This window comes from Sphingobium aromaticiconvertens, from assembly GCF_037154075.1.
Lineage (GTDB): Bacteria > Pseudomonadota > Alphaproteobacteria > Sphingomonadales > Sphingomonadaceae > Sphingobium > Sphingobium aromaticiconvertens.
In genome coordinates, this window is sequence record NZ_JBANRJ010000001.1 from 4,780,672 (window position 1) to 4,798,474 (window position 17,803).

The following is a 17,803-nucleotide window of genomic DNA, read 5'->3' on the forward strand; positions in this document are numbered from 1 at the left end:
GGCGGAGCCTGACATCCAGACCCCGCCCGATAAAGCCGTGAAGCTAATCGGCGGCGCTTATTTCGGCGCCAGCACCATCAGCATCTGGCGGCCTTCCATGCGCGGATAGGCTTCGACCTTGGCGATCTCCGCCACATTCTCGGCCACGCGCTGCAACAGGGCCATGCCAAGCTGCTGGTGGGAGAGTTCGCGACCACGGAAGCGCAGGGTGATCTTCACCTTGTCGCCGTCGCCGATGAAATCATGGACCTTCTTCATCTTCGTATCATAATCATGATCGTCGATGTTCGGACGCATCTTGATCTCTTTGAGTTCCTGCGTCTTCTGGGTCTTGCGGGCGATATTCGCCTTTTTCTGGGCCTCGTACTTGAACTTGCCAATGTCCAGAAACTTGCAGACCGGCGGGTCGGCGTTGGGGGAGACTTCGACCAGGTCAAGGCCTACATCGGCCGCCTGTTCGATCGCTTCCTGCGTCAACAACACGCCCAGATTTTCGCCTTCCTCGTCGATCACCCGCACCTTGGGCACGGTGATGAATTCGTTGTAGCGAGGGCCGGATTTCGGCGGCGGCGCCAGCGGGCGGCGCATCATCGGGGGTCGTATAGCAGTATCTCCTATGGTCGTTAAGACGGGTGGCTCTTAGCGGCTTTTATACAAAGCGCAAAGGGGGCGGTGGTTCCGTAGTGACGGAATCACCAACCCTTGTGGCATTGCTGCCTCACCGTATATCGGGCGGCAGCGCTTCATTTGCAAGACGCGCGATCAGATCGTCGAGCGAAAGCATGGTCTGCCCCTCCTTGCCCAGCACCCTTAGAGCGACCGTGCCCTCCTCCGCCTCGCGACGGCCGACAACGACCAGATTGGGCACTTTGGCCAGCGAATGCTCGCGCACCTTATAGTTGATCTTCTCGTTGCGCACATCGGCTTCGACGCGAATTCCAGCGGCTTTCAGCTTCTCGACAACCTGCATGGCATAATCGTCCGCATCCGACACGATGGTCGCGACGACCGCCTGCACCGGCGCCAGCCACAGCGGGAAGCGCCCGGCATAATGCTCGATCAATATCCCGAGGAACCGTTCGAACGTCCCCAGGATCGCGCGATGCAACATGATCGGCCGGTGCCGTTCGCCATCTTCACCGACATAGCTGGCGTCGAGTCGCTCAGGCAGCACGGTGTCGGTCTGGAGCGTACCGCATTGCCAGGTCCGTCCGATCGCGTCGGTCAGGTGGAACTCCAGCTTGGGCGCGTAGAAAGCGCCCTCGCCCGAAAGCTCCTCCCAGCCATAAGCCTCCGTCGCGCGCCCGGCCTGCGCCACGGCGTCCCGCAACGACTGTTCCGACCAGTCCCACATTTCATCGGTGCCGAAGCGCTGCTCGGGTCGCAGCGCCAGCTTGATCGCATAGCTTTCGAAGCCCAGGTCCTTGTAGACCACGTCCAGCAGGTCGCAGAAGGCCGTGACCTCCTCCACCAACTGATCGGCGCGCACGAAGATATGCGCGTCGTCCTGCGTGAACTGGCGCACGCGCATGATGCCGTGCAGCGCGCCATGCGCTTCATTGCGGTGGCAGCAGCCAAATTCGGCCAGACGCAATGGCAGGTCACGATAGCTTTTGATGCCCTGACGGAAGATCAGGACGTGCGCGGGGCAGTTCATGGGCTTCAACGCCATCATGTCCGCCTCGCCCGACAGGACCGGGCCTTCATCCTCGACATTGGGCACTTCGTCGGGGACCACGAACATATTTTCGCGATATTTACCCCAGTGACCCGACTGCTCCCATTGGCGCGCGTCCATGAGCTGCGGCGTCTTCACTTCCTCATAGCCCGCAGCATCGAGTCGACGGCGCATATAAGCCTCTAGCTGGCGCCAGATGATATAGCCCTTGGGATGCCAGAAGACGGACCCTTGCGCTTCGGACTGGAGATGGAACAGGTCCATTTCCTGACCGATCTTGCGATGATCGCGCTTGCCCGCTTCCTCCAGCCGGGTCAGATGCTCCTGCAACTGCTTCTTGTTCAGCCAGCCGGTGCCGTAGATGCGCGAGAGCATCGCGTTCTTCTGGTCGCCACGCCAATAGGCACCCGACACCCGCGTCAGCTTGAACGCCTGCGGATCGAGCCGCCCGGTCGAGGCCAGATGCGGCCCCCGGCACATGTCGAGCCAGTCGGAGCCGGACCAGTAAACCGTCAGCGGCTCATCGCCGGGCAGTTCGGCGGCCCATTGCGCCTTGAACGTCTCACCCTCTGCATTCCAGCGGGCGATCAGATCCTCCCGGCTCCACTCTTCGCGGCGCAACGGCTTGTTGGCGGCGATGATCTTTCGCATCGCCTCCTCAATCGCGGGCAGATCCTCGTCCGTGAAAGGGCGGTCTTTAGGCGCGAAGTCGTAATAAAAGCCGTCGTCGGTGGACGGACCGAAGGTGATCTGCGTGCCGGGGAACAGGCTCTGCACCGCTTCGGCCAGGATATGGGCGAAGTCGTGGCGCGCGAGTTCCAGCGCGTCCGCCTCGTCCCGCGCCGTCACCAGCGCGAGGTTCGCGTCGCTCTCCAGCGGGCGCATGATATCGCGCAGTTCGCCATCGACCCGCGCAGCGATCGCCGCCTTGGCGAGGCCCGGGCCGATCGCCGCTGCAATGTCCGCCGGGGTAGTGCCGGGCGCGACTTCACGCACGGAACCATCGGGCAGGGTAATCTTGAGCATGGCGGACACGGGGGATCGCTTTCTTGAAAAGATATGGGCCGGATCGGATTTTCCGGGCTTCTCCCCTTAGATGGGCGGATCGGACTGTCAATAGAAGGGCGGTTTTGGAACGATCCAACAGTGCCTTGCGCCGGAGCGGATATCGAGGCAGGATGAATAGAGGATGATATATCATCCTTTTTATGAGGAAACGATCATGGCATTCAGCATGCCGCATTCTGACGTCCCGCATGACAAGCCTGATCGACATAATGTAATGTATCCTTGACAAAATTGACTTGAGAATGTAAAGGAAACTTGACTTTATATGCTCAAGGAGGTCCTGCCGATGATGACCAGCGACGATCGCGCACGCCCGATTCTTCCGGGCGGCAGGGCTTGAGGAATTTGGGCTTGAGGGGGTCGCCGTGAAGAACCGCCTGAAGATATTGCGGGCCGAGCGGAACTGGAGCCAAAGCGCACTGGCGCAACAGCTCAACATCTCGCGACAGAGCGTCAATGCGATCGAAACGGGCAAATATGATCCGTCCCTTCCGCTCGCCTTCCGCATCGCCGCGCTTTTTGCTATGCGGATTGAGGATATATTCTCTAGCGACGAGGAGGCGACGGAAGCATGAGATTGGCTTGGGTCGCCCTTGCTGCCTTCCTGTTGCTGGTCGTGGCGAAGGCCGGGCTGATGCACTGGCGCGCAGATGCGGTCGGTGCGAACACCGACGCGCTGCCGTTCGAGGCAGCGCAGGAGCGCGCAGGGGCGGTTGCCGAGCGAACGCGTCCGTTGTGGAAACCGATATTGTTGTAAAGCTTATGCACCGGTTTTTTCTCATGGCTATTGGGGTGCGGCCCAGATGTAACCGGCTCATTGTCCGCCATGCCTTCCCATTTGCCGGGATTTGGGCTATGCGCGTTAAGCTGACGTCGCGTTTTGACGGATATCGGGCCGCCACGGCTCACCCCTTGTCCCCCATTTGCCTCACAAAGCTTGTATGCGCGAATGGTCGCGCGTGCCCCCAGTCCTATTAGGACAAGGATATTCATAATGATCACCGGAACAGTCAAATTCTTCAACGCCGACAAGGGCTATGGCTTTATCGCGCCCGAGGGCGGCGGGGACGATGCTTTCGTCCACATCACGGCGGTCGAGCGTGCAGGCATGCACACCCTGGAGAAGGACCAGCGCGTTTCCTATGAGCTGGAAAATGACCGTCGGGGCAAGACCTCTGCCGTCAATCTTCAGCCGGCCTGAATTGATAGTGCCGGGATGCGGCGATCGTCACACCCGGCACCTTACGACCCATCACTGACCGAAGGATAGATTACGACTAATGCGAGGATATAAGGAACCGAGTTTTCAGGACCGTGTCGCCAGCGCCAACCGCGCCAGGGACGAGGCCCTTGCCAAATTGCGCGCGAAACCGCCCGTAGACGAAGCTGTTCTTGCCGAGCAGAACGCCCGACGGCTGGAGCGGGAAGCCGCCGCGCTGGAAAAGAGCAGGCTGGCCCGTGTTGCACGGGAAGAAGCCAAAGCCGAGAAAGCCAGGCTGGCCAAGGAAGCCGCCGAGGCTGCTGCCGCAGCCAAGCAGAAGCCCGAGTTGACGGAAGCCGAGAAAAAAGCCGCTCGCGACGCGAAGTATGAAGCGCGCAAAAAGCGTAAGAAGTAGAAACGGTTATGTGACCCGGCGATGGTGCGTCTTCGACGTTATCGCCGGGGACACGAAAGCACAGCCGCGGCCGAGCGAATCGGACCGCGACCTACGGGTGTGTGTCCGGTTTTATGGGCCACCGCGATTATCCCGCATTCCAGAAGCGATGTTCAGCGCGCGGAACGTCCGACCCTGACACAACCCAAGGCAGGATTATTCAGATTCTGGAGGTCCAAGCAAGAGCTGCAAGGCCACGGCCTGGAGCATCGTGTGAAAAAGTGGAAACCGGTTTTTCGCAAAAACGAGGCGACAACAACGAGCTGGAGCGAGCGCCCCGCGTCGGATTTAACGCAGCTTGCCCTGGCGCCCAAGCTGCCTTTCTCGACATCGCTGGAAACCAGCGGACGATAAAAGCAAAGAGCGCGGCACACAGCACCGCGCTCTCCCGATTTCCACATCGCTGCACGGGTGGTCAGTCCACCCGCCCAACAGATTGGCTTAATGAGCCGCCGGAGCCGCTTCCAAAGGTGCCTTGTCCACAGCGCCTTCGGCCGTGTTGGCAGCGTTCGTCGCAGCCCCCTCTGGCGCAGCGCTGTTTTCAGCGGCAGCCGGGGCTGCGTCCGCTGCGGGCAGCGGCAGGTTCGACCCTTGCGTATTGAGCCAGGCAATCAGATTCGCACGATCGGCAGGGTTGCCAAGGCCGGCAAAGGTCATCTTCGTGCCGGGCGCGAATTCACGCGGGCTCTTCAACCAATGATCCATCTGCTCGAAAGTCCAGGCACCGCCCTTGCTCTTGAGCGCTTCGGAGAAGGCGAAGCCGCCCTTGCCTTCACCAACTGCCTCGCCGACCGTGCCGAACAGGTTGGGACCGATGCCGTTGGCGCCGCCCGAGTTGACGGTGTGGCAGGCGGCGCACTTGGCGAACACCTTCTCACCGGCTGCGACATCGGCGCTGGCCAGCAACGTATTGAGACCGGGACCGGCCGCTGCGGCGCCATCGCCCTCAGCTTCCACACCCTCGATCGCGAAGCCCATTTTCTCGGGCCTCTCTTCATGAAAAATCTTGGAACTGACAATCGCACCGCCGAGCGCGATAATGCCCGCGAACAACGCCCAGCCTGCAACGGTGTTGAAACGATCGCCCATTTCGCTCAGTTTCCCTTGAATTTCTGTTCTGGGGGCCTGCTTCCCTACCCCCTTTGGGGGCTGCCATAATGGCGCAAACGCGAACGCGCAAGCATGGAGGCAAGGCAAAGCCACGCTTTTGCGGGGACGCGCTTGCGTGAGGATCGTCAACCCCCTAAGCGCGCAGGGGTCGATGGAAAACTTTCCCCTCCCCGCCCGCACCCTTGTCGCGGACATGGCCCAAAAGGCAGCAGCCGATCCGGCACGCGCCATTTCCTATCAGGGCGCGCCCGGCGCCAATTCGCATCTGGCCGCGCTCGGCTATGCGCCCGACTGCGTACCGCTGCCCTGTTTCGCGTTCGAAGATGCGATCGATGCAGTACGCAACGGACTGGCCGCCCGAGCGATCATTCCGATCGAGAACAGCTTGCACGGCCGGGTCGCCGACATGCATTTCCTGCTGCCCGAATCGGGGCTGCACATCATCGACGAATATTTTCTGCGGATTCGCCATTGCCTGATGGCGCCGGACGACCAGCCGGTAAAGAGCGCGATCAGCCATCCGCAGGCGCTGGGCCAGTGCCGCCATTATCTGCGCGAGCGGGGCATCCAGCCAGTGAGCTATGCCGACACGGCGGGCGCGGCTGCGCTGGTCGCGGAAATGCGCGAGCCGGGCGCGGGTGCGATCGCGCCCTATCTGGCCGCCGAACTCTATGGGTTGCGCCTGATCGCCGAGAATATCGAAGATAGCGACGATAATATGACACGCTTCGTCATATTATCGCGCGACCTGCAAGTGCCGCAGGCGGGGATCGGCCCGGTGATGACCACCTTCCTGTTCGAAGTGAAGAACGTGCCCGCCGCGTTGTACAAGGCGATGGGCGGCTTTGCGACCAATGGCGTCAACATGACCAAACTGGAAAGCTATCAGCGGGGCGCGAGCTTCGCCGCGACCGAATTTTATTGCGATATTGAAGGGATGCCGGGCGACCCGGCGGTCGATCGCGCGCTCGCGGAGTTGGAATTCCATACCAAGTGGGTGCGAGTGCTGGGGAGCTACCGGCAGGCGCGGCCCCGGACGTAAGCGAGGCTTGCTGAATCGCGCGGACGGTTGGATTTGGGTTATATAAAGAGCATTGAGAAGCGGCATCGCCTGCGCGCCTGCAAAATTGCACTGTGGTTTCCTGGCGGACACTGCCTATATGCTGGCTACGACCACGACACGTAAAATCAAATAATTTACAGGAAGTCCGCCCGCTTGACCATTTCGGCCTTCGCCCTTCCCATGTTGCTGACCAGCATGCAGGCAACGTCCTTGGCTTCGCCCGTTCCGGCAACCGCACAGCAGCCGGTCCCTTCGGCGGCAGCTCCCGCCGCCGCCGCGCCGCCGCCCGCGACAGCCGAGCCGGCGACGCCCTCCCCGCCCAATGCAGGGAGCGAGGCCATCGTTGTGACGGCGGGAGACCGTTCCACGCGAGTCGATCCGTTCGAGTCCGTGAACGTTCAGGCCTTCGACGCAGTCCAGTCGGTCGACAAGGCCGTCACCGGCCCGGTCGCCATGAAATATAAGAAATCGGTGCCCGGCCCCGTGCGAAGCGGCGTGCGAAACTTCCTCAGCAACCTTCAGGAACCCGTCATCTTTCTGAACTACCTGTTGCAATTGAAACCCGGCAAGGCGGCAGAGACAGCCGGGCGCTTCGGCATCAACTCCACGCTTGGATTTGTCGGACTGTTCGACACCGCGAAGAAAAAACCATTCCATTTGCCACGTCGAAATAATGGCTTCGGGTACACTTTGGGCTATTATGGCGTAAAGCCCGGACCCTATCTGTATCTGCCCTTGATCGGTCCCACGACCCTGCGCGACGTCACCGGGCGCCTCGTAGATTTGTCGGTATTGCCCTATGCCGTCGGTACGCCATTCAGCGAACCTCTCTATGCCATTCCGACCACCACTGTACGACTGCTCGACGAGCGCGCCGAAGCCGACGATGATATTCAGACATTACGCGACGGGGACGAAGACCCTTATACGGCGGGCAAGAAAAATTACCTGCGAACGCGTCAGGCGGAGATCGATGCGTTGCATGGCAAACGCAAAACACCGGAATAGGGGATGGAAACGCAGTTCGGCGCAGCCAATCACCCGACGACTCGGAAATGCGTTAAACCAAAAACTTAGGATGGTTGATCCGATGCAATCGGATCGCAATTCGCTTTAGTGCGCCGCACCCCAGCTTGGCCCCGTCCCGATTTCCACGCCTAGCGGCACCGAGAGTTTCACGATCGGTTCGGCGGCGGTTTCCATGACATGGCGAATGACCGCACTGGCGGCTTCGATGTCGCTCTGCGGCACTTCAAATACCAGTTCGTCATGGACCTGCAGGAGCATTTTCACATCGGGCAGGCCTGCGCCGAGCAGGGCTGGCCCCATGCGGGCCATGGCGCGCTTGATAATGTCCGCGCTGGTGCCCTGAATCGGCGCGTTGATCGCGGCGCGTTCGGCTCCCTGGCGTTCATGCTGGATGGATGCGCGGATGCGGGGGAACCAGGTTTTACGACCGAACAGCGTTTCGGTGTAACCGTTGGCGCGGGCCTTCTCCAGCGTCTCGTTGATATAGACGCTGATGCCGGGGAAGCGCTCATAATAGCGGGAGATCATCTCCTGTGCTTCGTCCGCGCCAATCTCCAGACGGCCCGCCAGACCCCAGCGGGAAATGCCATAGAGGATCGCGAAATTGATCGTTTTGGCCCGTCCGCGCGTGTCGCGATTGACCTCCCCGAACAATTGCTGCGCGGTGGCGGCGTGAATATCCTCGCCCGCGAGGAAGGCGTCGCGCAGGCCGGGGACGTCAGCGATGTGTGCGGCGAGGCGCAATTCGATCTGGCTATAGTCCGCCGCGAGGATGACATTGCCCGGCTCGGCGACGAAGGCGTGGCGGATCTGACGCCCGACTTCGGTGCGGATCGGGATATTCTGAAGATTGGGATCAGTTGAGGAGAGGCGACCCGTCTGCGCGCCCGAGAGCGAGTAGCTGGTGTGGACGCGGCCGGTGTCCTTGTTAATCTGTTGCTGGAGCGCGTCGGTATAGGTGGAGCGCAACTTTGAGAGTTGCCGCCAGTCGAGCACCTTGCCTGCAATCTCGACGCCCTGCGCCTTCAATTGCTCCAGCACGGTGACGTCGGTGGAATAGGCGCCGGACTTGCCCTTCTTGCCACCCTTCAGCCCCATTTTTTCGAACAGGATCGCGCCCAGTTGCTGGGTCGAGCCAATCGCAAAGGGCTGGTCCGCGAGGGCGTGTATTTCGGTTTCCAGCGCGGCAATACCCGCGCTGAACTCGGCGGACAGACGCGAGAGGTGATCGCGGTCTACCTTGATGCCCGCATGTTCCATCTTCGCGATCACCGGGACCAGCGGGCGGTCGACCAGTTCATAGACGCGGGTGGCTCCTTCTGCGGCGACGCGCAGCTTGTAGAGTTTCCACAGGCGCAGGGTGACGTCCGCGTCCTCCGCCGCATATTCGGTCGCCCGGTCGAGCGGCACTTCGGCGAAGGTGATCTGCTTCTTGCCGGTGCCGACCACATCCTTGAAGGCGATGCAGATGTGATCGAGGTGAACCTTCGCCGCCTCGTCCATGCCATGACCGGCAAGGCTTTGCCCGGCGTCGAGGTCAAAGCTCATGACGATCGTATCGTCGAAGGGGGTGATCGAGACACCATGACGGGCCAGCACCGTCATGTCATATTTGAGATTCTGGCCGACCTTGAGGACGCCGTCATCCTCCAGCAACGGCTTGAGCTTCGCAAGAACGAGATCCTTGGGAAGCTGTGGCGGCTTTTCGGCGAACATGTCGGTGCCGCCATGCCCCACCGGAATATAGCAGGCCCGGTTGGGGCCGACCGCCAGACTGATGCCGACGAGGGCGCAGGATACACAATCGAGCATGTCGGTTTCGGTATCGACCGCGACCACGCCCTCGGCACGGGCGGCGGCGACCCAGCGGTCGAGCGCCTCCTCCGTCACGACGGTTTCGTAGAGGCTGCGGTCGATAGGCGGCGCCACTTCCGCCACCGGCGCTGCGGGTGCGGGGCGAGCCTCCGTCATTGCTGCGGAGGTCGCGGCTACGGCCACCGCTGCCGTGGAAACGCCCAGCCGGGTCAGCAGCGATTTGAAACCATGATGTTCCAGGAAGGTCTGGAGCGGCTCGGGCGGAATGCCCTTGAGGCTGAGATCCTCCAGCGGCTCGGGCAGGTCCATCGTGTCGTAGAGTGCGACCAGCCGCCGCGACAGCCGCGCCATCTCCGCATGGGCGATCAGATTTTCCTGCATCTTCGATTTTTTCATGATCGGCGCGGCGGTCAGCACGCTTTCCAGATCGCCATATTCGGTGATGAGTTTGGATGCGGTCTTGGGACCGATGCCCGGCACGCCCGGCACATTGTCGACGCTGTCGCCCATCAGCGCGAGGACGTCGCCCAATTGTTCGGGGCGAACGCCAAACTTGCCCATCACATAGTCAGGGCCGCGCCGCTCATTCTTCATCGTGTCGTACATGTCGACGCCGGGCTGGATGAGCTGCATCAAATCCTTGTCGGAACTGACGATGGTGACGTGCCAGCCGGCGCGAATGGCGGCCTGCGTATAGCTGGCGATCAGATCGTCCGCCTCGAACCCCGCTTCCTCGATACAGGGGAGCGAGAAGGCGCGGGTCGCGTCACGGATCATCGGAAATTGCGGGACCAGATCTTCGGGCGCGGGTGGGCGCTGCGCCTTATACTGGTCGTACATGTCGTTGCGGAACGTATGCGACCCCTTGTCCAGAATCACGGCCATGTGCGTCGGGCCTTCGGCCTTGCCCAATTCCTCGGCCAGTTTCCACAGCATCGTCGTATAACCATAGACCGCACCGACCGGCTGGCCATGCCGGTTGGTGAGCGGCGGAAGCTGATGATAGGCGCGGAAGATATAGCCGCTGCCGTCGACGAGGTAGAGGTGATTCTGTGTCATGGCATTGGCGAATAGCGCGTTGCACGCCCGTGCTCCATAGCCGCCATTGCTTTATATTCATATTTAGCTATATAGTTATTCAGCAATATAAGGATCAGGCCATGCAGGCTGCGTCACTCGATCAGGTCTTTGCCGCGCTGGCGGACCCCACACGGCGGGCGATATTGTCGCGGCTGGCGGGAGGAGAAGCGAGCGTCAGCGACTTGGTTGCCCCGTTCTCGCTGAGCCAGCCGACCATCTCCAAACATCTTAAAGTATTGGAAAGCGCAGGACTGGTGACGCGCAGCCGGGATGCCCAGCGGCGCCCGGTGCGCCTGAATGCAGCGCCGCTGGAACAGGCCGCCGGATGGATCGGCGACTATCGCCGCTTCTGGGAAGCCAGTTTCGACCGGCTGGAAGACTATGTGCAGACGTTAAGGCAAGAGGAGCAAAAATCATGAATCAGGACGAAGAACGGCGTTCCATCACCGTCACGCGCGACTTCGACGCGCCGCCCTCTATCCTGTTCCGTGCCCATAGCGCGCCGGAACATGTACGCCGTTGGTTTGGCCCCAAGGGCTGGCCGCTGACATTGTGCGAGATGGATTTTCGCGTGGGTGGCAAGTGGCGCTTTGCGATGACCGGGCCGGACGGCAAGCAAAATCCGGCCTTTGGCGGGGAGTATCTGGACATCGTGCCCGATCAGCGGATCGTCTATGACAATGCGTTCGAACTGCCCGGCGCAGAGAAGATGGTGACAACCGTAACGTTCGAGCCGCTGCCGGGCGATCGCACGCGGCTGGTGGCGCGGACCGTGTTCGCCAATCTGGCGATGCACGCGACTCATGTCGGCGCGGGCATTGAATCCGGCATCAATTCGGGTCTCGATCAGTTGGCCGATGTCGTCGCGGAACTGCGCGGCGCGCAAGGCTGATCCTGCCCGCGGGAAACGCGTGACGCTGGGCAGGATCGGGTGCATGCGATGGCCATGTGTCCGATCATGTCCCGCCTGTTGCCCGGATCGTTGCTCAGCGCCGGGTTGTTGCTCGCCCTGCTGCCAGCTACCGCGTGGGCGCAGGGCGAGCGGGATTTGTGCGCCGACCGGCCGGGACTGGGAACGCCCGCCTGTACGATGGAGCCGGGACGGGTCGTTCTTGAACTGGGCCTTGGCGACTGGATGCGCGAGCGGGACGGTAGCATGCAGGTCGATACGATCATTGCGGGCGACGCGCTGGCGCGCCTTGGCCTGACCGAGCATCTGGAAGCGCAGATTGGCTGGACCGGCTATGGCTATGTCCGCACCCGTGATCGAACGACGGGCATGGTGGATCGGACAAGCGGTATGGGCGATGTGGCGTTGGCGCTGCGCCGCAATCTCCAGAACCCCAATGGGTCGGGCGTGTCGATCGCGTTAATGCCCTGTGCAACGCTGCCAGTCGGTGGTCATGCGATCGGCGCCGGGGACTGGGCCGCGGGGCTGCTGGCGCCCGTCACAGTGGAACTGAACGCAGGCATGGGACTGGAACTTACGCCGGAGGTCGATGCGGCGGTGGATGAGGACGGATCGGGGCGTCACCTGGCTTATGGGTCGGTCGCGGGACTGACCTTCGATTTGTTCGACAGCCTATCGAGCGCCGCGGAATTCTCCGCCTTCCGCGACGAAGACCCATCGGGCCATGCGACACAGATGCTGGCCGGGCTATCCCTTGGCTGGCAACCGTCGGACGACCTGCAACTGGATATCGGCGCCAATCTGGGCCTCAACCATGACAGTCCCGACACCCAATTCTATATCGGGGTGGCGCAGCGATTTTGACCCGCCTTAGCGCAGTTCATGGTTGGTCGCGACCGCCTTTGCCACCGCCTGCATCAGTTCCCAGCGCGAGGGAATGGGCAATGTCGTGCTGCCGATCATCACTGCCACCGCATAGCTGGTGCCGTCGGGCGCGGTCATGATGCCGATGTCATTATAGCCGGTCGAGCGGCCGTTCAGCTCCTGCCCCGTACCGGTCTTGTGCAGGTAACGCCAGCCGGCGGGCACGCCGCCCTTGATCCGCTGCGGCCCGGTCTTGGCCTCCTCCATCACCGACAACAGCAGCCGGGTGGAGTTGGGGGAGAGCATGTCGCCCTGCTTCAGCTTCGCCAGCGCGGCGACGATCGAGGCAGGGGCAGCGCCATCCGGCGGGCTGGCGAGATAATTGTTCAACGCCTTTTCCCGCACCGCCATCGGCAGCGCTGAGCGGGCGGCGTAGAAATTGCGGCCGATGGAATAATCCTGCCGCCAGTCAAGACCGGCGGTCGTCGATTGCAGCAGACGCTCGCCGGGGCCAAAGCGGATATTGCTGATCATCCGCCGTGCCAGGAAACCGCGCACCGCATCCGGCCCGCCCGACGCGCGCAACAGCGCGTCGTTGCAGGTATTGTCGCTCTTCGTCATCGCCCGGTACATCAGGTCGTCATAGGTCGTGGTCCATCCGCTCGCGCCCACATTGGCGGCGCTGGGTTGATGGAACAGGGTCAGGTCGCGTTTTGTGATCGTGGTCGATCCGTTGAGGCTAAGTTTGCCCCGATCCACCGCGTCGAGGAAGGTCATCGACACCCAAAGTTTCGACACGCTCTGCTGCGGGAAAAGGACGTCGCCATTATGGGCGACGGTCCATCCCGCACCGATCCGGCGCACAGCGATCCCCACGCGACCGTTGAAGTTGCGACCAAGCGACTGGATGAGGCTGACAAGCGCGGGCGGCGGCGCTTCCTGCTGGTTGATGTCCTGATAGGGTCTGGGCGGGTTGGCGACCGGCCTGATCGGAAAGGTCGAGGTGGTCGGCTGGACGCGGCCCGATGGAGGACGGGCGCTGGCGGCGGCCGCACGCGGCGGCTCGGGCGCGCTGACGCAGGCGGACAGCGCCAGCATCAACAGGACCAGTCGAGCAGTGCCCCTGAATTCACCTCTGGATTCGGGGCGATATTTCTGCCCCCCTCGCTTCAAACGCATGAATAACCCCGCAATAACCGCCATATAGGGCACGGCCACATGGCGGACACGCAACCCCGATGCGACGAATGATTCCACATTCACGATGTAAGGAGGCTGAACGCGGGAACCCGTCCGTCGCTTTTGCGGATCGCTCATTTGCTGTTCAGGGCAAATACCGCAATAGGCATCCCATGCAGACCCCTTTCCTCAGGATGAGCCGCCGCGCGATGCTGGCTGTAATGGGTGGCAGCGCGACCGCGCTGGCCCTGCGCCCCTCCATCGCGCTGGCCGCACCCTTCGCCTCTCGCCGCATTGCCGTGACCGTGCGGGGAAGCGGGAAGGACGTGCTGCTGATCCCCGGCCTTGCCAGTGGTCCAGGCATCTGGAACGGGCAACTGACCGCCCTGCCCGGCTATCGTTATCATCTGGTGCAGGTGCGCGGCTTTGCGCGGCTGGCACCGGAAGCTAACGCCAGCGGACCACTGATCGCGCCGCTGGTGGACGAGATTGCGCGCTATATCGACGCGGAGAGGCTGAAGCGCCCGGCAATCGTGGGCCATTCGATGGGCGGCACGCTGGCGATGATGCTGGGACTGCGCGGGATGGCGGGCCGCGTGATGGTAGTCGACATGCTGCCGGCGGGCGCGGGCATGGTCGGCGGCACGGCGCAGGGCATGGGCTATCTGGCTGATCAACTGAGCAGCTATTTTACGGGTACGAAGGCGGGGCGCGGCTATCTGGCGCAGATTGTCGGGCAAGCGCCGGGCGCACAGGGCAGTGATCCCGATGTCGTCGCCAACGCATTGCGTGATCTGGCTAATATCGATCTGGGTCCACAATTGGGCAAGATGAACGCGCCGTTGAGCGTCGTCTATGCCGTGGGCGCGGACGCGGTACAGGCGGCAGAGATCACGCGGCGATTTCGCGCGGCCTATGCGGCGAACAAGGGCGCGATGCTGACGGCGATCGGGCCGAGCGGGCATGTGGTGATGGCGGACCAGCCTGCGCGGTTCAACGCGGCATTGCGGGACTTTCTCAAGGGTTGAGATACGGAAGATGGCGGAACGCTGCCTGAAAACCACCATTTACGACGGCTTGTCAGTCGTCCTGTTTTTCCCGGATGACCTTAAGAGTACGGGGCTCAAGATCAACATCATAGCGAGGGCCGTTCCCCTTACGGGCGTCGTCAATCTCCCACTTCGGCTCATGATACGGCCTGTCGTCGTCGAGTTCGATGCTGTCCCAACTGGTGTAGCCCAAGCTGTGAAGCTTTTTCTCAATCGCGATACGCTCGGCTCTGGTCGGAACCCGATCTTTGGCAAAAGCCGGGACAGAAGCCGTTACAGCCACCAGTGTTGCTACAACCAATATCTTCATTAAGCCTCCCTTATCGCACTTCCCACATAGCTCCTTTCGCCGGCCGCCACCAGAATGATTGGCCCGCACGTCAGGTGGAGGAGTCGGATGATCGGCCGTCTGCCGGTGGAACCAGTCCGCGACCGTCTTCGCCCGCGCTTCGGAAAGCTTCTGGTTATAGGAGTCGTCGCCCTTGCTGTCGGTATGGCCGATCACTTGGATCGCTCCGGAAGGACTCCGGCGGATCAGTTCTGCCGCCTTGCGCAGTTCCGCCCCGGCTGCTGGCATCAGCGCCGCTTCATCATATTCGAACAGGGTATAGGAAGGTAGATCGATGATGGTACCCGCTATTGGAGGGGCAAATGTCCCCCGACGATGGCCGGGCGTAAAACCATCAATTCTCTGACCAGCATGAGGGTTCAGGGGGCGAGTATTGTGTCCACCGCTTGCGGCAGCGTTTCGGGATAATCGAGCGTGTAGTGGAGGCCCCGGCTTTCCTTGCGGTGAAGGGCGGAGCGGACGATCAGGCGGCCGACTTCCAGCAGGTTGCGCAGTTCGATGAGGTCGGGGGTGACGCGGAAATTGCCGTAATATTCGTCGACCTCGCTCGCCAGCAGGGCGATGCGATGCTGGGCGCGTTCCAGCCGCTTGGTGGTGCGGACGATGCCGACATAATCCCACATGAAGCGGCGGATTTCGCGCCAGTTATGCTGGACGATCACTTCTTCGTCGCTGTCGGTGACGCGACTTTCGTCCCATGCCCGGATCGATGGGGGAGCGGGCAGATCGTCCCAATGGGCGCGGATATGCTTGGCCGCCGCTTCGCCGAAGACGAAGCATTCGAGCAGCGAGTTGGACGCCAGGCGGTTGGCGCCGTGCAGGCCGCTTTCGGTGACTTCCCCCGCCGCATAAAGACCGGGCATGTCGGTGCGGCCATCAAGGTCGATGACGACGCCACCACAGGTATAATGTTGCGCGGGGACGACCGGGATCGGCTCCTTGGTGATGTCGATGTCCAGGTCCAGCAATCGCGCATAGATGGTCGGGAAGTGGTGCTTCACGAACTCGGGCGGCTTGTGACTGATGTCCAGATGGACATAGTCGAGGCCGAGACGCTTGATCTCATGGTCGATGGCGCGGGCGACGATATCGCGGGGCGCGAGTTCCGCGCGGGAATCGAAATCGGGCATGAAGCGATAGCCGGTGCCGGGGATCTTTAGGCGCCCGCCCTCGCCGCGCACGGCTTCGGTGATCAGGAAATTCTTGACCTCCAGATTATAGAGGCAGGTCGGGTGGAACTGGTTCATCTCCATGTTGGAAACGCGGCAGCCCGCGCGCCAGGCCATGGCGATGCCGTCGCCGGTCGCGCCGCGCGGCGCGGTGGAAAAGAGATAGGTGCGCCCCGCCCCGCCGGTACACAGGATCGTCGCCCGGCCGAGCAGCGCATCTACATGGCCAGTCGTCTTGTTATAGGCATAAACGCCCCAGACATGGCCATCGCCCGAATATTTCTCCCCATGGCGCGAGGTGATGAGGTCGATTGCGACCATGTCGGTCATCAGGGTGATGTTGGGATTATCCTGTGCCGCCTTGACCAGCGCTTGCTGAACCGCCGCGCCGGTCGCGTCGTCGACATGGACGATGCGGCGATGGCTGTGCCCGCCTTCGCGCGTCAGGTGCCAGCGTTCGCCGAAATCTTCTCCAGCGTTGAACGGGACGCCCAGTTCCGCCAACCGCTCGATCGCGGCCGGGGCGTTGGAGACGACGAACTCCACCGTTTTGCGGTTGTTGAGGCCCGCACCCGCGATCATCGTATCCTCGACATGGGCGGTGAAGCTGTCGCCCCCGTCGAGCACGGCGGCGATCCCGCCCTGCGCCCAGTTGGTCGAGCCGCCGTCCAGCGCCCCCTTCGCCAACACCAGCACCTTGCGATCTTGCGCCAGATTGATCGCGGCGGTCAGGCCCGCCGCGCCGGAGCCGATGATGATGACGTCGTGGGTTATGGTGGGCATCCGTCTCTCTATATTATCTTCGCCACCGATCCCGGTCAGGGACGGATCAGGCCGCTGCCGTGAGGTTGAGGAACACATCTTCCAGGTCCGGGTCGCGCGTCACCACGTCGACGATGGCAAGGCCGCTGGCCTGCACCGCGCTCAACACCTGCCCCGCATTGGCGCGGTCTTTCATATAGGTGATGGTGAGGGTGCGCTCGCCCGTCAGTTCGACTTTCTCGAAACAGGGGGCGTCGGGCGCGACTGTCACATCGCGGTCGACCGTGACCTGCACGACCTTTTCCTGCGCCATGTTCACCAGTTCGCGGGTCGGCTTGTCGGTGATGAGGCGGCCATGGTTAATGATGCCGATGCGGTCGCACAGCATCTCCGCCTCCTCCAGATAATGGGTGGTGAGGACGATGGTGACGCCCAGTGCGTTCAGTTCCTTAACATAGGCCCAGAGCTGCTGGCGCAGTTGCACGTCGACGCCAGCGGTCGGTTCGTCCAGGACCAGAATCGGCGGGGAATGGACCATCGCCTTGGCCACCAGCAGGCGGCGTTTCATGCCGCCCGACAGGGTGCGGGCATAGGCGTGCGCCTTGTCCTCCAGATGCACGGCACGTAGTAATTCCATCGAGCGGCGCTTTTCCTTGGGCACGCCATAGAAGCCCGCCTGATTCTCCAGCGTCTCGAACGGGGTGAAGAAGGGATCGAACACGATTTCCTGTGGCACGATGCCGATGGAGTTTTTCGCGTTGCGGGGATTGGCGTCAATGTCGAAGCCCCAGATACTGGCCGACCCGCTGCTCTTGTTGACCATGCCCGACAGGATGTTGATCGTCGTCGACTTGCCCGCGCCATTAGGGCCTAGCAGGCCGTAAATCTGCCCGCGCGGGATCGACAACGAGATATTGTCGAGCGCGCGTTTGCCGCCCTTATAGACCTTTGTGAGATCGCGGATTTCGATGGCGGCGGGGGAAGTGGAAGAGTCGGTCATGATTGCGTCATAGTGTGGGGATT

At 62.0% G+C, this 17,803-nt stretch carries 19 protein-coding genes; 10 read left to right on the plus strand and 9 right to left on the minus strand.

The window, feature by feature from the left end; genetic code table 11:
- Positions 1-57 precede the first annotated feature (57 nt).
- Positions 58-591, minus strand: a complete 534-nt coding sequence (gene infC, locus WFR25_RS23160) for a translation initiation factor IF-3 (protein ID WP_336974070.1) — start codon at positions 589-591, stop codon at positions 58-60.
- A gap of 127 nt (positions 592-718) precedes the next feature.
- On the minus strand, positions 719-2,704 hold the full coding sequence (gene thrS / locus WFR25_RS23165) for a threonine--tRNA ligase (protein ID WP_336975013.1): 1,986 nt from the start codon (positions 2,702-2,704) through the stop codon (positions 719-721).
- A 407-nt stretch (positions 2,705-3,111) separates the two neighbouring features.
- Here thrS and WFR25_RS23170 point away from each other — a divergent pair, with 407 nt between their 5' ends.
- From WFR25_RS23170 to WFR25_RS23185, 4 genes are all read left to right on the plus strand, one after another.
- Entirely contained in the window at positions 3,112-3,321 is a 210-nt protein-coding gene (locus WFR25_RS23170; protein WP_336974073.1) for a helix-turn-helix transcriptional regulator, read from the plus strand.
- Entirely contained in the window at positions 3,318-3,503 is a 186-nt protein-coding gene (locus WFR25_RS23175; protein ID WP_336974076.1) for a hypothetical protein, read from the plus strand. Before WFR25_RS23170 ends, WFR25_RS23175 begins: the two co-directional genes overlap by 4 nt.
- Positions 3,504-3,740: 237 nt before the next feature.
- A complete protein-coding gene (locus WFR25_RS23180; RefSeq protein WP_336974078.1) occupies positions 3,741-3,947 on the plus strand; it encodes a cold-shock protein in 207 nt (68 codons plus the stop codon).
- A 79-nt stretch (positions 3,948-4,026) separates the two neighbouring features.
- Complete coding sequence (locus WFR25_RS23185) at positions 4,027-4,362, plus strand: DUF6481 family protein (protein WP_336974079.1); 336 nt, start codon at positions 4,027-4,029, stop codon at positions 4,360-4,362.
- A gap of 480 nt (positions 4,363-4,842) precedes the next feature.
- On the opposite strand, the gene WFR25_RS23190 is transcribed toward WFR25_RS23185, so the two are convergent.
- Entirely contained in the window at positions 4,843-5,490 is a 648-nt protein-coding gene (locus WFR25_RS23190; RefSeq protein ID WP_336974082.1) for a c-type cytochrome, read from the minus strand.
- Between the two features lie 172 nt (positions 5,491-5,662).
- Between WFR25_RS23190 and WFR25_RS23195 the strand changes: the two genes are divergently transcribed.
- Positions 5,663-6,553 carry a prephenate dehydratase gene (locus tag WFR25_RS23195; RefSeq protein ID WP_336974084.1) on the plus strand — a complete coding sequence of 297 codons (891 nt, stop codon included), beginning with the start codon at positions 5,663-5,665 and terminating at the stop codon, positions 6,551-6,553.
- A 155-nt stretch (positions 6,554-6,708) separates the two neighbouring features.
- Here the strand turns inward: WFR25_RS23195 and WFR25_RS23200 are convergent, their stop codons facing one another.
- A complete protein-coding gene (locus WFR25_RS23200; RefSeq protein ID WP_336975055.1) occupies positions 6,709-6,942 on the minus strand; it encodes a hypothetical protein in 234 nt (77 codons plus the stop codon).
- On the opposite strand from WFR25_RS23200, the gene WFR25_RS23205 reads away from it, so the two are divergent.
- Entirely contained in the window at positions 6,920-7,582 is a 663-nt protein-coding gene (locus WFR25_RS23205; protein ID WP_336975015.1) for an MlaA family lipoprotein, read from the plus strand. The two genes, WFR25_RS23200 and WFR25_RS23205, sit on opposite strands and share 23 nt — an antisense overlap.
- Positions 7,583-7,687: 105 nt before the next feature.
- Here the strand turns inward: WFR25_RS23205 and polA are convergent, their stop codons facing one another.
- Positions 7,688-10,477: a DNA polymerase I gene (gene polA / locus WFR25_RS23210; protein ID WP_336974086.1), complete on the minus strand. Its 2,790-nt coding sequence runs from the start codon at positions 10,475-10,477 to the stop codon at positions 7,688-7,690.
- Between the two features lie 101 nt (positions 10,478-10,578).
- Between polA and WFR25_RS23215 the strand changes: the two genes are divergently transcribed.
- From WFR25_RS23215 to WFR25_RS23225, 3 genes are read left to right on the plus strand one after another with little or no spacing between them, the layout of a single operon-like run.
- Entirely contained in the window at positions 10,579-10,917 is a 339-nt protein-coding gene (locus tag WFR25_RS23215) for an ArsR/SmtB family transcription factor (protein ID WP_336974088.1), read from the plus strand.
- The gene (locus WFR25_RS23220; protein WP_336974091.1) at positions 10,914-11,390 is read left to right on the plus strand and encodes an SRPBCC domain-containing protein; all 477 of its coding nucleotides are present in this window, start codon (positions 10,914-10,916) and stop codon (positions 11,388-11,390) included. Before WFR25_RS23215 ends, WFR25_RS23220 begins: the two co-directional genes overlap by 4 nt.
- A 48-nt stretch (positions 11,391-11,438) precedes the next feature.
- The gene (locus tag WFR25_RS23225) at positions 11,439-12,272 is read left to right on the plus strand and encodes a transporter (RefSeq protein ID WP_336974094.1); all 834 of its coding nucleotides are present in this window, start codon (positions 11,439-11,441) and stop codon (positions 12,270-12,272) included.
- Between the two features lie 6 nt (positions 12,273-12,278).
- Here the strand turns inward: WFR25_RS23225 and WFR25_RS23230 are convergent, their stop codons facing one another.
- Complete coding sequence (locus WFR25_RS23230; protein ID WP_336974097.1) at positions 12,279-13,451, minus strand: serine hydrolase; 1,173 nt, start codon at positions 13,449-13,451, stop codon at positions 12,279-12,281.
- A 173-nt stretch (positions 13,452-13,624) separates the two neighbouring features.
- Between WFR25_RS23230 and WFR25_RS23235 the strand changes: the two genes are divergently transcribed.
- Positions 13,625-14,479, plus strand: coding sequence for an alpha/beta fold hydrolase (locus WFR25_RS23235; RefSeq protein ID WP_419723180.1), 855 nt, complete (start codon positions 13,625-13,627; stop codon positions 14,477-14,479).
- Between the two features lie 52 nt (positions 14,480-14,531).
- Here the strand turns inward: WFR25_RS23235 and WFR25_RS23240 are convergent, their stop codons facing one another.
- From WFR25_RS23240 to WFR25_RS23250, 3 genes are read right to left on the minus strand one after another with little or no spacing between them, the layout of a single operon-like run.
- Positions 14,532-15,212, minus strand: a complete 681-nt coding sequence (locus WFR25_RS23240; protein ID WP_336975018.1) for an OmpA family protein — start codon at positions 15,210-15,212, stop codon at positions 14,532-14,534.
- Positions 15,209-16,801, minus strand: coding sequence for an L-aspartate oxidase (gene nadB / locus WFR25_RS23245; RefSeq protein ID WP_336974099.1), 1,593 nt, complete (start codon positions 16,799-16,801; stop codon positions 15,209-15,211). The genes WFR25_RS23240 and nadB overlap by 4 nt, the downstream gene beginning before the upstream one ends.
- A gap of 46 nt (positions 16,802-16,847) precedes the next feature.
- Positions 16,848-17,780, minus strand: coding sequence for an ABC transporter ATP-binding protein (locus tag WFR25_RS23250; protein ID WP_336974101.1), 933 nt, complete (start codon positions 17,778-17,780; stop codon positions 16,848-16,850).
- Positions 17,781-17,803: the final 23 nt, after the last annotated feature.